This window comes from Paenibacillus sp. GM1FR (assembly GCF_002803315.1).
Classification (GTDB): Bacteria; Bacillota; Bacilli; order Paenibacillales; family Paenibacillaceae; genus Paenibacillus; species Paenibacillus amylolyticus.
Window position 1 is genome coordinate 193,275 of the sequence record NZ_MKZL01000067.1, and the last position, 14,715, is coordinate 207,989.

Annotated in this window: 13 protein-coding genes; all 13 read right to left on the reverse strand. The window is 49.0% G+C overall.

The window, feature by feature from the left end:
• Window positions 1-26: 26 nt before the first annotated feature.
• On the reverse strand, window positions 27-926 hold the full coding sequence (gene nikC, locus PAEAM_RS31340; protein ID WP_100530000.1) for a nickel transporter permease: 900 nt from the start codon (window positions 924-926) through the stop codon (window positions 27-29).
• Between the two features lie 230 nt (window positions 927-1,156).
• Entirely contained in the window at window positions 1,157-2,161 is a 1,005-nt protein-coding gene (locus PAEAM_RS31345) for an ABC transporter permease (RefSeq protein ID WP_017690144.1), read from the reverse strand.
• 206 nt (window positions 2,162-2,367) lie between these two features.
• Complete coding sequence (locus PAEAM_RS31350) at window positions 2,368-4,014, reverse strand: ABC transporter substrate-binding protein (RefSeq protein WP_100530036.1); 1,647 nt, start codon at window positions 4,012-4,014, stop codon at window positions 2,368-2,370.
• Between the two features lie 934 nt (window positions 4,015-4,948).
• A complete protein-coding gene (locus PAEAM_RS31355; protein WP_100530001.1) occupies window positions 4,949-5,896 on the reverse strand; it encodes a glycoside hydrolase family 25 protein in 948 nt (315 codons plus the stop codon).
• Between the two features lie 372 nt (window positions 5,897-6,268).
• Window positions 6,269-6,766 (reverse strand): phage holin family protein, encoded by a 498-nt coding sequence (locus tag PAEAM_RS31360; RefSeq protein ID WP_100530002.1) that lies wholly within the window; start codon window positions 6,764-6,766, stop codon window positions 6,269-6,271.
• A 433-nt stretch (window positions 6,767-7,199) separates the two neighbouring features.
• Window positions 7,200-8,636 carry a tail fiber protein gene (locus tag PAEAM_RS32140; RefSeq protein ID WP_100530003.1) on the reverse strand — a complete coding sequence of 479 codons (1,437 nt, stop codon included), beginning with the start codon at window positions 8,634-8,636 and terminating at the stop codon, window positions 7,200-7,202.
• On the reverse strand, window positions 8,636-9,226 hold the full coding sequence (locus PAEAM_RS31370; protein ID WP_100530004.1) for a YmfQ family protein: 591 nt from the start codon (window positions 9,224-9,226) through the stop codon (window positions 8,636-8,638). The genes PAEAM_RS32140 and PAEAM_RS31370 overlap by 1 nt, the downstream gene beginning before the upstream one ends.
• Before the next feature lie 137 nt (window positions 9,227-9,363).
• A complete protein-coding gene (locus PAEAM_RS31375; protein WP_100530005.1) occupies window positions 9,364-10,503 on the reverse strand; it encodes a baseplate J/gp47 family protein in 1,140 nt (379 codons plus the stop codon).
• A 4-nt stretch (window positions 10,504-10,507) separates the two neighbouring features.
• Window positions 10,508-10,963 (reverse strand): DUF2634 domain-containing protein, encoded by a 456-nt coding sequence (locus tag PAEAM_RS31380; protein ID WP_100530006.1) that lies wholly within the window; start codon window positions 10,961-10,963, stop codon window positions 10,508-10,510.
• Window positions 10,956-11,366 carry a hypothetical protein gene (locus PAEAM_RS31385; protein ID WP_100530007.1) on the reverse strand — a complete coding sequence of 137 codons (411 nt, stop codon included), beginning with the start codon at window positions 11,364-11,366 and terminating at the stop codon, window positions 10,956-10,958. The genes PAEAM_RS31380 and PAEAM_RS31385 overlap by 8 nt, the downstream gene beginning before the upstream one ends.
• On the reverse strand, window positions 11,359-12,345 hold the full coding sequence (locus PAEAM_RS31390) for an XkdQ/YqbQ family protein (RefSeq protein ID WP_047841938.1): 987 nt from the start codon (window positions 12,343-12,345) through the stop codon (window positions 11,359-11,361). The genes PAEAM_RS31385 and PAEAM_RS31390 overlap by 8 nt, the downstream gene beginning before the upstream one ends.
• Window positions 12,342-12,974 (reverse strand): LysM peptidoglycan-binding domain-containing protein, encoded by a 633-nt coding sequence (locus tag PAEAM_RS31395; RefSeq protein ID WP_100530037.1) that lies wholly within the window; start codon window positions 12,972-12,974, stop codon window positions 12,342-12,344. The genes PAEAM_RS31390 and PAEAM_RS31395 overlap by 4 nt, the downstream gene beginning before the upstream one ends.
• A gap of 56 nt (window positions 12,975-13,030) precedes the next feature.
• A complete protein-coding gene (locus tag PAEAM_RS31400) occupies window positions 13,031-14,707 on the reverse strand; it encodes a hypothetical protein (protein WP_100530008.1) in 1,677 nt (558 codons plus the stop codon).
• Window positions 14,708-14,715 lie beyond the last annotated feature (8 nt).

Genomic DNA, 14,715 nt, shown 5'->3' on the forward strand with positions numbered 1-14,715 from the left:
TGAGTTTGAGTTTGAGTTTGAAAATTCTACTTTTTGGCCATTTTCGGATCAAGGGTGTCACGCAGACCGTCGCCCATGAGGTTGAAGCCGAGAACGGTCAACATGATGGAAACGCCCGGGAAGATCAGTGTCCACGGTGCTTTTTGTATAAACTGACGGGAGTCTGACAGCATTTTACCCCATTCCGGGTCGGGTGGTTGTGCACCCATGCCTAGAAATCCGAGTGCAGCAGCTTCGATGATCGCAGTCCCAATTCCGAGTGTACCTTGCACGATCAGAGGAGTAAGGCTGTTGGGCAAGATGTGGCGAAACAAGATTCGACCATTGCCCGCTCCAAGTGTCCGTGCCGACGTAATGAATTCCTCCTGTCTCAAGCTGAGTACCCGTGAACGCACCAATCTTCCGTAGGTCGGGATGTTCACGATGGCGATGGCGAGCAGTGCATTTTGCAAAGACGGGCCCAATATCGCCACAATGGCGATGGCCAGCAAAATCCCCGGAAAGGCGAGCAAGATATCAAATAAACGCGAGATAAGCATGTCCGCCCATCTTCCATAAAATCCGGCAATGAGACCAAGCAGCGTACCCGCGATAATGGAACCAATGACGGAGAAAAAGCCCACCCACAAGGAAATACGCGCCCCATGCAGCACTCTGGAAAACACGTCACGCCCCAGATCATCAGTACCAAACCAATGCTCTGCCGAAGGGGCCTGAAGCCGATCCACCAGCACCTGTTCCTTGTAATCGTAAGGTGCGATGTATGGCGCAAGGAAGGCCAACAGGATAAAAAATACGATAATAATCAGACCTGCAAGCGCAAGCCGATTTCTCCGAAACGTTCTCCACGCTTCCCGCCATGGACCGGATGTGCTCGCCGACGCAGCGTCAATGGATGGTCCGGTATTGGTCGATAATTTGGCCATGCGGCGTCTCCTTTCTTGAACATGAATATAGCAAAAGATCAACGAATTCTATTACACTCAAGCACTACGATTGCAGTACCATCTTCTGATCGCTGTTATCCCCAGATTTTATTGATCCACCTTTTTAAAGGTGGATCAATGGTGGTAAATGCGCGGCCTATGCTTCCGATGTAGCTTTCTTTCAGAAAATTTTTAGCTTCGCTTCTGCAGATTGGTTCTTGATGAATTCCCTATTTATAACTAATTCGAGGATCAAACACGGCGTAGAGTAAGTCCACAATTAGATTGATCACCACGAAAAAGAACGCCACGATCAGAATGCCACTCTGGATCACTGGATAGTCCCGCGAACTAATTGCTTCATATATATAACGTCCCACGCCCGGCCAGGCAAAGATCGTTTCGGTCAACACCGCACCCCCGAGCAACGATCCGGTCTGGATGCCGATAACCGTAAGCACGGGTATAAACGCATTTTTGAGCGCATGTCCATATACGACAAAAAACGGACCCAGTCCCTTCGCCTTTGCTGTACGAATGTAATCGGAACTCATCACTTCCAGCATGCTGGAACGCGTCATCCGGGCAATAACTGCCATCGGAATCGTTCCCAGTGCAACACTTGGCAGAATCAAATGTTTCGTTACGGTCCACAACTGATTCCATTGTCCAGCAATCATCGTATCCAGCACATACAAGCCCGTAATGGCTTCCACCGGATCACGTGCATTCATGCGCCCAATGGATGGCAGCCACTGTAACTTGTTCGCAAACAGCCATTGTTCCATCAGACCGAGCCAGAAGATCGGCATGGATACACCCACCAAAGCAATGACCATACAGCAATAATCAAACCAGGAGTTGTGCTTCCATGCACTGACAATACCGGCATTCACCCCAATAATGACAGCAAACAACATACTTGCCATCGTTAATTCAAGGGTTGCTGTCAGATAAGGCACAATTTCCTGGGCAATAGGCACCTTGGTGCGGATGGATGTTCCAAGGTCGCCTTTGAGCAAATCGCCCAAGTAGGCGAAATATTGCTGGAACCAGGGTTTATCCAGACCGAGTTGGTCACGGAGGGCCTGCTTGGATTGTTCGGTTGCCTTTTGCCCAAGTATGGTCTCGGCCGGGTCACCCGGGATGGCGTGGATGATGGAAAAGACAATCAGGGTCATGCCCAGCAGTACGGGCAGCAACACAAGCACACGTTTGACAATATAGCTGTTCAATCCTGTTCACCTGCCTTCGACATATCGTGCAAAATAAAAAGCGCCGGCAAAAACGCATGCTTTGGATAGTTACGTCCGGATGTGGGTTCTGCCAAGCATTTCGTCTCACCAGCGCTTTGAAAGAAAGAATTAAACGTAATCACTCCGAACTGTAGTGCCATCTTCAGATCGCAGTTATTCTGAAATTGATAAGTTCAGCTTACAGCTTACTCGAAATAAGCACCGGCATAGGATTCTGTGCCCAGTGGAGAAGGGACGAAACCTTTCAGGTTGGCTTTACCTGCCAGAATTGGCGTCGTGTGTACCAGAGGAATCCACGGTGCATCTTCCTTGATAATGACCTGTGCCTGTTTGTAAAGTTCCGCACGTTTGTCTTGATCGGTTTCTGTCTGTGCACCCGTCAGCAATGTGTGTAATTCTTCGTTTACATAATAACTGCGGTTGTTGCTTGGAATGGCATCTTTATCCAGCAGTGTATACAGGAAGTTATCTGGGTCACCATTGTCACCTGTCCAGCCGAGCATGTAAATGTCGTCCTTCTCCCCGGCCTTTGTATCTTCGAGATACGTTGCCCACTCCGGTGATTCGATGGTGACGGTCACTCCGATTTTCTCAAAATCGGCCTGGATCGCTTCCGCTACCTTCTTGCCATCAGGCATATACGGGCGGGATACCGGCATCGCATAGAAGGTTACCGGATCATGCAATCCGTCAGGGAAGCCAGCTTCGGCCAGTAAAGCTTTTGCTTTTTCCAGATCATATGGGTAATCCTCAATGGTATCGTTGTATCCCCACAGCGTTGGCGGCATCGGGTTCACAGCAGGTTCAGCTTGTCCAGCAAAGAATGCATCAATAAGGGCCTGCTTGTTCACCGCATGGTTGAGGGCTTGTCTGACTTTGACATTATCAAATGGTTTCTTCTTAAAATTAAAGCCGATATACGCCACGTTGAACGGTGGACGCTCGATCTTCTGTAACTCGCTGTTACCCTCAAGAATGGACAGATCGTCCGGGTTCAGGTCTTCCATGACATCAATCTCGCCGTTTTGCAGGGCATTGAAGCGAGCGGTATTATCCGGAATGGAACGCACGATTACTTTGTTCAGCTTTGGCAGTCCTTCTTTCCAATAATCCGCGTTTTTCTCCAGGGTGATGGAGTCGTTACGCTTCCACTCTTTGAATACAAATGGGCCGGTGCCCACAGGCTCGCTCTTAAAGTTTTCTTTTTTCTCCTGAATCGCGGTTGGGCTGGCAATGCCAAATGGCGTCATCGCAATATTTTGCAGGAAAGGCGCTTGTGGCTGGTTCAATGTGAACTCCACCGTAGTTTCGTCCGTCGCCTTCACTTCCTTGATCACACGTCCATCCTCTGGACCAAACATGGAATCGTAATAATCGAAGGAATCTCCCTCGAATTTATATTCACTCGCCGGATCACCCCAGCGGTTGAAGTTGAACACAACAGCCTCTGCGTTGAAGTCAGTTCCATCATGGAATTTCACACCGGACTTCAGCTTAAACACATACTTGAGCCCATCCGCCGAAATCTCCCAGCTCTCCGCTAGTCCAGGAATGACTTCTGTTCCGCCTTCCTTGTAGTCCAGCAATGAATCAAACACCTGATGCCCAATCTTCAGTGACTCCCCATCGGTTACAATCGCCGGGTCGAGTGCTACGGAATCTCCACCACGCCCCATAATCATCGTATCCTGCGCTACCGTTTCGGTTGGAGGGTCGGTTCCTTCCGCCGGAGCAGGCGTATTCTCTCCACTCTCGTTACTGGAGCAACCGGACAACACCAATACGGTACTTAAGGCCATCGTTAGAACACCGGACATCCATTTTTTTCTCATTCGCATACGTACAACACCCTTCCCTGTCTCATAATGTGTGTGATGCTGGCATGAAAGATCTCCAATGTTGGCAATCGGTTTGGTGCTATGTATCATATAAAAGGCTTTAAATGCCTGCGATACCTGAATTAATGTTCTGGGAAAAGTACGGCATGTGTATAAAATGTAAAAACAGCATGGGACACGTATGGAATACAGGTAAATATCAGATCGTGCATATGGATTTAGGACGTCGTTTGATTACTTTTATAGAAAAGGAGACCGTTCAACAACGTATCCTGTGAGATGAATCTATGATATTGAATAAGATTGTTGCGTTTTATTTGAACTTAGGTCAATAAGAAACAGCAAGTGGGTATGGACTGGTAAGAGCAAGTTTAAGTTGGTAGATTAAAAATACTGATGGGCATATGGATACTACGCTGCTGGCTACGCAATAAAGTCTGTTCCTTGGGCGTATCGTGTTGAGCATGGAGTGTAGAGACCGGATCAGGTATCGTTATCGTTCGTTAGCAATACGGATGAAAGAAACTCAACATAGGCTAGGTTGTTTGATGAATCGTGTAAGTTGTTTAAATCGGTGGCTTTCTCTTGCAGATTGGATGTGTAAAATGTATGAACGAGTCATCTTGAGATGTTGGATTGTACAACAGGGAGACATTACAATAACTTCATATGTTATGGTTTTGTCATGATGAGGAGGATTGTGTAAATAAACTGTGGTGAAAAACAATTTCGTGTAACTTACTTTACATCACATTAATCAATTAGACAAGAGATTTACAGACATAAGTCTTCAACTTTATTATATGCGTTAATATTACTTACAGAAAACACAAAAAAGGAACACAGTTCGACAAAAAACGTCCCGTGTCCCTTCTCCACTCAATCCACTTTCAGATCAAATCAACATTTTAATTTGCTAAGAATCAGCTCACTTTTTAAACAAACCTCTGCGATGCATCACGGTAATAAAACGGTAAAAATCATAACTCGCCCCATTATCGATGCTGAACAATAGATTTTTGGTGTCATATGCCAGAGCCGCATCCACAGCTGCTTTCGCCCATACTGGAACTTCCATTTGCTGACGCGCCTGCAGTTTGTCGACCTGGGATTTGAGCGCATCAAACGCTGCTTTCTCTTCGGCTGTCATCGGTTCGCCCCCTTTCGGTGGTTCGGTTGGTGGATTCGGATGACTTGGATTCGTTGGATTGGATGGCTCCGGGGGTTTCGGAGTGGCTGCTGCGTATCTTGCTCTGAGCTGTGCCGCTGTTCCCTCGAATTCATTCATATCCACGTTGCCACTAATACCATTCACCTTGCCCGAATCCGTATACTGCCAGAACGTCCAACGCTTCCATGCCGGCTGGTCTTCCGGTACACGGGTGTTGCTGTAACGTGCGATCCACAGATCGTATGAGCTGAGTGATGTATCAAAATTCCCGGCAAATGAATTGCCCGTGTATATAATCGGTTTTACACCTGTCAGACGTTGTAATTCGGTTAAAAAAGCTTTGGCAACCGTATTCATCTGCGCTTTGCTCAGGTTGCCGGGATTGTTCTCGTAGTCCATGACGGGTGGCAGTTGTAGCGCCTTGGCGCCTCCAACTTTGTTAAGTGTATTGGCATAATGAGCCGCTTCTGCCTTGGCACCATCGGTAGATGTCGCACGGAAGAAATGGTACGTTCCAACCAGCATGCCCGCCGCCAGTGCACCTGTTACATTTTTCTGGTAATTCGGATCGGTATATGTCTGTCCCTCGGTTGCCTTGATGAACACAAATGTCATGCCACTTGCCTTCACCTTCGCCCAGTCAATATTGCCCTGATACCGGGAGACGTCAATGCCCTGTGTGTTGCCCGAACTTCTCGTTTGCATGTTTCTCACACCCTTTATGCGGCAAATTGCCGTTTGTATATAGTTAATGCCAGGAGGCTTGGCATTGCTTGTGTGCGTGTCCCTTGTTGATGGTAAAAGGTACTTTAAGTTGGTTATCTACCAACCCTTTTAGGAATACGTACCAAGTCGGTACATGACCGTTCCAGATCCGGATCGTTCTTCCGATCGCTGTTGTCTCCAAATTTTTATGCTCCATTATTTAAAGGTTAAAATTTAGAGACAAAGGCGACCGCTACCGCTTCTTCAGAATCGATTCCGTAGCTTTCACTACTTGTAACAAATGGTACATACTTTTGAATCGGTAGTGCCCTATCCCTTGCCACAAGGCGTATTGGAATGAATGCTGAATCCTTACTTCGTATCGTCTCTAATCTGTTGATCCACGTCCTCATGATCTGACGGTGCAATAGATTCTCTGGAATGAGGAGTGTAGCTACCGGGAATCCCACCGTCCCCTCCCTTGCCTTTGAGCACTTCAATGGCCTGCCGGATCGCAGGCGGAATGGGTGCTCCCAGTTTGCCCCCATTCTCAATAATAGATAACAGCTCATTCGCGATATAAAAAAAGGCGACCGTATCCCTGAACAAATGTCCGTCTCCCAGAACACCGTCCACCAGATGAGCCACCGATACCATTGCAAATATAAATACCTTTCGCGCGATGCCGAACATCCCGACATTGCTTTCGAGCTTGCCACTCGCCCCCGCCGCTGCGATACCCGTTAGGTAGTCGAGGATGACGAATACGAGTAGTACCCCGAGCACGCCTGACCAACCACCGAAGAAGTAGGTTGCTGAGCTGCTTAGCAGAGCGATAAAAGACTTCCATATGGTTTCCCATTTTTCCATGGTTTCACCTCCTAAAAAGGTTTGCGAGCTTTCGTTCACTTCCTTCACTTCCTAAAAAAATCACTTTTGAACATGCTACGTCCCTCAAATTCTATTGGTGCAGTACCACAACACTTGATTTATTTCACACAAGTATAATCTTCCTTGTGATATAGAGCACTTACCCCACTCGACCAGTTCGCACCTTCCAGTAATCCTACCTTTATGTTCATAGTGTTTAGTTATCCGTTTTCCCGCCATGTACCACTGCAATAATACTCGTGATAATCATTAAAATTTGTGCGATCGCAATGAGTGTACGTTTATAACCGATACTTGTCCACAACGTCATACCCTTCGCTATTGCTCCCCTTTGGTATACAGCTTTGTAAGGGTTACACCATGTCCCCTACTACTCATTTTAATACTCTCTATCTTATCATTAAGAGTTGGCTTACCCTGAAACAATGGAGGTCAATGTAACTTTATAGTACACCTCCCTAGATTGAGCCCATGTATTATCGTACACAGCGTATACAAGTTTAATGGGGCCTTGTGTATTGAAATTACTAGGGGCGAAAGGCCCCTGGGTATAATAAGCACCATCGGTTGATACCCTCAAATAAGTAGAAATAGATCGGGCTACTAAATCAATTTGGCAAAATAAAACACTCATAATAAAATAAAGACCTGTGTTGTTGCCATGCGGAGTGTGTATGGGCCATAAAACACCCTGATTATCGCGAAGGGAAAACGCAACTGAAATAGCACCATAGTTGCATTGAGATAGCATGTTACCTGCCGAATTAGTAAAAAGGCTAATAACTTTTGTTCCTGCTGCAAAAGTTGCTATATCTGACCCTACTTGTCCCGAAAAACCAGCGGGTACGTTTATATAATTACCGCGTACATCTGGCGAAAACTTTGCATATTGCCCTTGTTCTATTGCGTTTATTTTTGCCATCAACGTTACCCATGTGTCACTTGTGGATGCATTGCCACCCTTGGCGTTAATGGCACCCACAATGCCGTTTTTAGCATCAACGCCAGATTGAAAAAGCGCAAGGTCGTCAGCTTCAGCGGTGTACGGTACATCCACCGCACCCGCTGAAAACTTAATCCTTGAAATAGCTTTAACACTCCCGGGAACCCCGGATGCTCCACCCGCTACAACCAGACGAAGTTTTACCGATGTTACACCGGAAGGAATAGTTACTGTTTTCGACTTCCGATGCCAATTGGAATTAGCGTCGGCGACAAGCGAATTGATTGTTATATCATCACTGGCATTTTTAACTTCAATAAGCAAAATGCCCGTTGTCATTCCTAATGTATAAAACATTGCTTGTAAGTTGTATGTCCCAGCGATGACATTGGTTGGGTTAGAATCAAGAACTGCATAACTGTTAGCCGCCACAGCTCCTGTTACTTGAAAATACTTCAGCGTTCTAAAGTTAGTACCAGCGGTCACAGACCATGGAGCTGACCCATAGTCACTCCACCCGTAAAGCCCTAAGTTTGCGGACGAATTCTGAACAAGATTGGACGAATCCAAGCTGATAATTGGCGCTACCGCCGCATTAGCTTTTGTTGTCGCATCTGTAGACGCTGCATTGATCGCCGCCACCCTCGCATCCCTTACGGCCTTCTCCGTCGCCGCCACCGCCTCAGACGTACCATCCGTCTTACTAGACAACTGGACCTTCCCCTTCTGCGTCAAAGACGCATCGGGAATATCCATCTGACTCACCGCTTCACGAAGCGTATCCAAATCCGCCTGCGTCGCAACACCAGCATCAATCTTTTCAAAAATTCCATTAATACTCTCCCGGGTCACATTCTCGTTCCCCAAAGGTAGAGGTAACTTCAATCGATCCGTTTCTTGTGGCATTACGCCCACACCTCCAGTTCATTCCACGTCAAGGACGCGGCGTCCAGTTCATCCCATGTTTTCTGCTTCTTGTCCAGATCATCCCACACCAGATAGCGATACTCATACTCCACGGCCATATGGGCCGGTTTTAATTCCTCAATTGCCCGTTTAAGATCATCAATATTGGGCGGGATGCCCATCGTATCCACAAAGCTCACCGTAAAACTCCACGCTTCCGGCCGAAAAGTTACATCCACCTTGCCCCCGGCATAAGCCTCAGCCACATTCGCAACCAGTCTCCCCGAAAACTTCCCGGCACCACGCAGCTTCGATTCCACCACCGCACGGCGCTGCTCTACGGGTTTGAGACGATCCGTCTCAATGCCAAGCTCCTGCTCCCAGAAGTCCAACCCCCACGTCGCTGTACGGACAAAAAACTGCTCCAATGTCTCATCCAGCGCCTGATACAGCAGATCCATCTCGGTGCCTTTGGCCTGCATATCGGCCTGCATTACACGAGAAGTCTCATAATACTTGGGCAAATACGAGAACAACTCCAGCCCTTTCTCACTCGTCAGTCCAACATCTACAATAGAAGGAGCACTCATGCCCTGTTCCCTCCCTTCCTTGCACATCAACTTGGAGTGTCTCGCTCACCAGTTCCAATCCGGATCCGCGTACTTCTCCCGATCTTCTTAAGTCTCCGCACTCCCCAATTACATCCTGATCAACCGTCTGCCCAACACTACTCATGCACATCCACCGTCCCCAGCACGGCCACCTGACTCGCAGTCATCTCAATATTCTGGTCACTCACACCATTCACGGTAAGCTCCGAATAGTCGATAATAGGCGGAATGTCCAGCAGGATCGCGGCAATGCGAGTGTAACGAACGAGTGGATCGGCAAAAGCCAACTGTTTCAAGTACGCGGTCACCCCGCGTTCGATCAATGCCCGTACATCGGCCAGTGTCGCATCACTTGCCAGCGTCAGCTTCACCTGAATGTTCATCGGCACTTCCTCTGCTGGCATGACAGTCACCACTGGCCCCGCCGGTGCAACGCCTTCACCCTGTCCATCCTGCGTCGGGTCCACGTACTTCTGCACAGCCGCTACCAAATCGGTACCCGCAGCGCGCTTTTCCGTGTCCAGCAAATACAATCCCACCGTGCCCGGCCCCTGCCATAACGGAATGACACGCGTTGCACCAACACCTGGCACTTCACTGGCCCATTGCACATATTGCGACTTGTTGCCGCTTGTCCCTTGGTTGCGGACTTTGGCATAAAAACGTTCCAGCAGCGCCGTATCAGCCTCAATATCTGCACCGCTTTTGATCACCTCAATGTTCGTGACAGAAGTCACGCCATTTACAGGTGTAGACAACACAGTTACCGTGCCCGCAGGCACATTGCTCTCTTTTCCGGCAACAAGCGCTCGCACGCCTACCACACCGGAGCCCTCAGCATCCAGTTCCACACGTCCTACCGTCTCATATTCGAGCGAAGCTTCAGCAGATACTTCATCCGCGAGCGTAGCTACGACCGTTCCAGCAGGCACCACTTTCCCCGGCGTACCCGCGAATCTCACAGCACCCTGAGCTGCCACAGCAGCTCTCCGCGTAATACCGTGCTCTCCCGCCCGCAGATCCAGCTCTTCCGAACGAAAATTCGGATCACTGCTCGCAGCCGTACTTGCAAACCCCCGCCGCAGTAATTCCTGCGCCCACAACGCCGCCTCAGACAGCATAAACGCTACCGGAGCTTCCGCATCCCACAGGAACGAACCCTCCGACTTATCCAGATCCGCGGGCAGACGATCCAGCATACGCTGCATAATCTGTTCCTCCGTCTGGTCCTCCAAATAACGCGGAATCTCAGCCATCCCGTCAGATCACCTCACTTTCCAGAATAAACATCTCTTCCTGCACACTCGCCACCCGACACGAGAACATGCACTGCTCCCGGTTCCAATCAAACGTAAACTGGTCTACTGAATCCGTGCGTGGATCAGCCAGCAACGTCTCCGTCACCATCCGGCTAATCTCACTTTCCATCACTCCCCGGCTGTCACCCTGCCCCACCAGATCCTCCAGCTCCGTACCATAGTTTCTAGAATAGATCACATGTCTGTAACGTGGCGTTTTCACGGCCTTAATGCACCACTGCACCCAGGCTTCGTGTGCACCCGCCGCAGCTACTTTGCCACTCGGGGTCAATACAAAATCCCCTGCATCGTAATCAAATCGCCAGCTCCGTCCAAAGCGTGCCTCTTCCGAAGCCGCCCCCGACAGATCGTCCTCATCTCCCCAGACCACGCCCGTTTCCGGGAACAAACTAGGCATGTGCACTCACCACCTTACACAGCACCACAATGTCGTTACCGCCATTCACGCGCATCGCCAGCACACGATCTCCCGCTTTCAGACCTTTGCCAAGAGACAACACCGTTTCTTCCACTTCCTCTTTTTGCAAAAGAAACCGTCCCGTGCCCGTCGTTCCGCCATTTGCCACGTCAGGTATACCGGAGATCGCGCCAGCAGCCTCGCGCTCCGGCAGTCCAAGCGTGCCCGGCAACTCGGCCACGAGGTAATCCTGCACTTCGTGCTTGAAATCATCCAGCTTCACGCCGGTTGAGGTCATCGTACCCAGTACTGCTCCCAGCCCGCTCACTGCCTGACGGGAATGCGTGCTCATCGCGCCCCGCATGACGTCGGCAAAATGCCCATACGGATCATCTTTATTCAAGGTAATGCCTCCTTTTCACCAGCTCAGCCGTCCCCAACTCTAACGTCATCGTTCCAGGTCCGGCAGACAGATCACGGCTGACCGACATGACGATCAGCTTCAGTCCTTTTAACAACACTGCATCCCCGGCGCGAATCGTATTCACATCCGGTGCGGATATTGTAAAAGTCTCCTGAATACCCGTCAGATGACTTTTCGCCAGTTTTTTCGCGGCAGTTGTCGATTTCACCTGATCGTCCTCTACCAGCTTTTGCAATGTGCCCAGTTCTTCCACACCATTCTGCTCAATCGCCAGCACTTTGGAAGGAACTTCTTTGCCACTCGGTGACTCCGAGGCTGCCATGACTTTAACTTTGGTAACCGCCCCTTCGAGCGTACGCATCTGGGTCAGATCAATTAGTCGATCAAGTTCATACACCTTTGCATTACTTCCAACCTGGAAGAGCTGCAACCCACCGGGCGTCATCCGTGGATGGTACATTTCCCCGCCGGACTTCGCCGTTTCTTTCAGATCGGCAAACATCATCGAGAAGATCGTCTGTGACCGATACACGGCTTTTCCCAGCTTTGTCTTGGTTTCTGGCAATGTAGCGTATGGAATCTTCCACTCTTTGGCGTAGGTTTTGAGTCGTTGCGTAGCGGTCTGATCCTTAGGCAACAGGAACTCGTCCTCTGATTTTTCCAGATATATCATTCGGTCGTACACCGTGAGAGATAGCCGCTTAGTGCCGCTGTTCGAGCTTTCCACCTCCCAGATGACCGCAGGATGCAGCAGATGAACCATGGATTTTTCGCCAAAAGGAACCCCGCTAATCCGCACCGCCATGCCCGGTGAGATCGAAGGCAGACCGGAAGATGCAGACACCGCCAGCCGGATGTTGGCCTGATAGGCAATCTGGTCAAGCGAGTCCTTCAGCGTAATTGTCTCCACCAACTTGGTGATGTCGTATTTGTCGTCGACAATGACCTTGTAGGTCATGGCATCACCAGCTTTTGCCCGGGCTTGATCCGGTTTGGATCACTCCCGATGACCTTTGCGTTGAGCTTGTAGATCTCGTTCCATTTGGAACTGCTACCCAGCTCAAGCTTTGCTATTTTGGACAGGGAGTCGCCAGATTTGACGGTGTAGGTCTTGCTGGTTTTTTTCAAATCGGTACGAGAACCTGACTTGCTCGCGGATGCCGCAGAGCCCACCTTCTCCACCTTGGAATCCCGCCATGTGCGTAGGGTCAGGTCGAAATAAATATCCCCTGTCTCCCCCCCACGAAAGCTCGAATTAAGCGAAACAATAAAAACAGGCACGTTCACGCCCGTCTCTGAAATGATGAAACGCAGCGGCTTTTTGGAGATGAGAAAAGTGTTCAACACATTCATCGCCACGCGTGGATCCAGAAAATATTTTTCATCCATGCAATAGGACGGATCATATCGTTTCGGAAAAAAAGAAGAGAAGGTGATCTCCTTCACCTTCTCCCCTTGTGCAAAATCAAACTCGCCATGCTCCAACATATTGACCGTTTCATATCCCTTAGATCTGGAAATATTAACTTCTTCAGGGTTTACCGGAAATTGAAATGGAGTATTGCCATCCTTCAACGTAAATGACATTTTGTTAGGACCAACTTTATCTTCAAGTACAGACATATCTGCGGCCTCCTTTCTGCTTAGGCCATAATTGTTTTGCGATTTTGCATCGCGCGGCGGAACTCATCAGAGATACGTTGCCCCACCTGATGAGAAACTGCGTCATAATCAATAGCGTTCTCCCGAACGGTCACTTGTACCGTACCCGGTGCAATATTCACAGCAATCTGGTTCGTCGTTTCCGTTTTGAAATCCTTAAGGTAACCTGCCAGACTGCTCATCTGTTCTTCGGAAATACGCACTGTGAGCGGCGAAGCTTTCTCATTGGGTTGACCCGCGTTATTCATTGCTACCGCTTGGGATTGCATCACACTTGTTCCCATAAGACCCGCAGCCGTCGGTGAACCAAATCGATTGTTCATGTAGGCTTCTGGACCGGTGATCGATAGAACTGCCGACCTGTATGGAGGCGGCATCTGAGGTGCTATCGGTGGAGGGGGTGGTGTCTGCGTTGCTACAGGTGTTGAGGGTGACGTTATGACCGCTGCGGCTGGGGCGGTCTGCTCTTCCTTTTTAGAACCGAAACCAAAAAAACCTGCAACCCCATTGAACAAATTCGTCGTTTTCTCCGCCACGTAACTCGCTCCCTCAGAAGCAAATTTTGCTACTTTTGAGATGTCTTCCGCGTTGTTTTTTAGGAATCCACCTACCTTGTCACCCAGCCAACCGCCTGCCTTTTCACCCAGCCAACCGCCTATTGAACCGCCCAGCATGTTCCCAACCACCGGAATTGGAATTACACTGCCAAGTACGGTACCAATAGCTGTTCCTACTGCATTACCAGCAACCGAACCAACCGCACGAGCACGATCCTCAGGTGGGGCGCTTGCAAGTTCTTTAATATTGTTATACATACGGAGTGGTGCGAACAATTTTCCCGCTCCTTTAACGAGGTTGCCACCAAGCTTGCTTATGATGCCAGACCCACCACTGCCACCTGCCCCACTTCCGCTTCCACCTCCACCAAAGAGACCTTTTACATCGCCCCACAATCCATCGAATCCACCGATCAAATCGGACCCTGCGGACGAGAAATCATTCACAAACTTTGCCCCACGTTTTGTAACCTTGAACGCCTTTTTCAATTTATTCCCCGGTGTGGCAGGTGTTGTGATTTCTTTCCATAGCTTCTTCCCACTATTTCTTGCATCAAAGACTTTCCCCACACCAGATGAGATTGATTTCCCACGATCAAACATACCTTTCATCTTCTGCAAAAAAGTTTTAGGTTTCGCTTCGGCCGCTGGTGCCGCTCCAATATTGATAGAGTCTAGCTTGGTACTCAGCATATTAATAGATTGGGTATTTGTATTCAAAGCATCGATCAGTGGCTGTGAATTCACATTAACGGATACTCCTGAAATCTGGTGGCTGACTTTGAGCTGCACACTAGCTGTAGCATTCAACATCTTAGATCGGATTTGCTTCATTTTTCTCAACAAACCATTCAATGCCGGAGTAGCACGGTCAACCAGATCAACCGTCGGTGTGATTCGCAGCCTGCTGATTCGCACAGCCATACTATAAATATGCTCCAACCTGCGTCCAGTCGTTCTCAGCTCATTATTCACCTTGATCAGACTCTGATAACGAACTCTGCCCAGACGTTCCGTGGAACGCTGAATCTGATCCAGATAACGAAGGGTTGTCCGCATTTCCGCATTGGATTTGGACAAACCTACAATCATTTCTGCCATTTTTTCAC

Coding starts and splice junctions, on each gene's coding strand:
- nikC (WP_100530000.1), bottom strand. CDS start 926: ATGGCCAAATTATCGACCAATACCGGACCATCCATTGACGCTGCGTCG.
- PAEAM_RS31350 (WP_100530036.1), bottom strand. CDS start 4,014: ATGAGAAAAAAATGGATGTCCGGTGTTCTAACGATGGCCTTAAGTACC.
- PAEAM_RS31355 (WP_100530001.1), bottom strand. CDS start 5,896: ATGCAAACGAGAAGTTCGGGCAACACACAGGGCATTGACGTCTCCCGG.
- PAEAM_RS31360 (WP_100530002.1), bottom strand. CDS start 6,766: ATGGAAAAATGGGAAACCATATGGAAGTCTTTTATCGCTCTGCTAAGC.
- PAEAM_RS32140 (WP_100530003.1), bottom strand. CDS start 8,636: ATGCCACAAGAAACGGATCGATTGAAGTTACCTCTACCTTTGGGGAAC.
- PAEAM_RS31370 (WP_100530004.1), bottom strand. CDS start 9,226: ATGAGTGCTCCTTCTATTGTAGATGTTGGACTGACGAGTGAGAAAGGG.
- PAEAM_RS31375 (WP_100530005.1), bottom strand. CDS start 10,503: ATGGCTGAGATTCCGCGTTATTTGGAGGACCAGACGGAGGAACAGATT.
- PAEAM_RS31380 (WP_100530006.1), bottom strand. CDS start 10,963: ATGCCTAGTTTGTTCCCGGAAACGGGCGTGGTCTGGGGAGATGAGGAC.
- PAEAM_RS31390 (WP_047841938.1), bottom strand. CDS start 12,345: ATGACCTACAAGGTCATTGTCGACGACAAATACGACATCACCAAGTTG.
- PAEAM_RS31395 (WP_100530037.1), bottom strand. CDS start 12,974: ATGTCATTTACGTTGAAGGATGGCAATACTCCATTTCAATTTCCGGTA.
- PAEAM_RS31400 (WP_100530008.1), bottom strand. CDS start 14,707: ATGGCAGAAATGATTGTAGGTTTGTCCAAATCCAATGCGGAAATGCGG.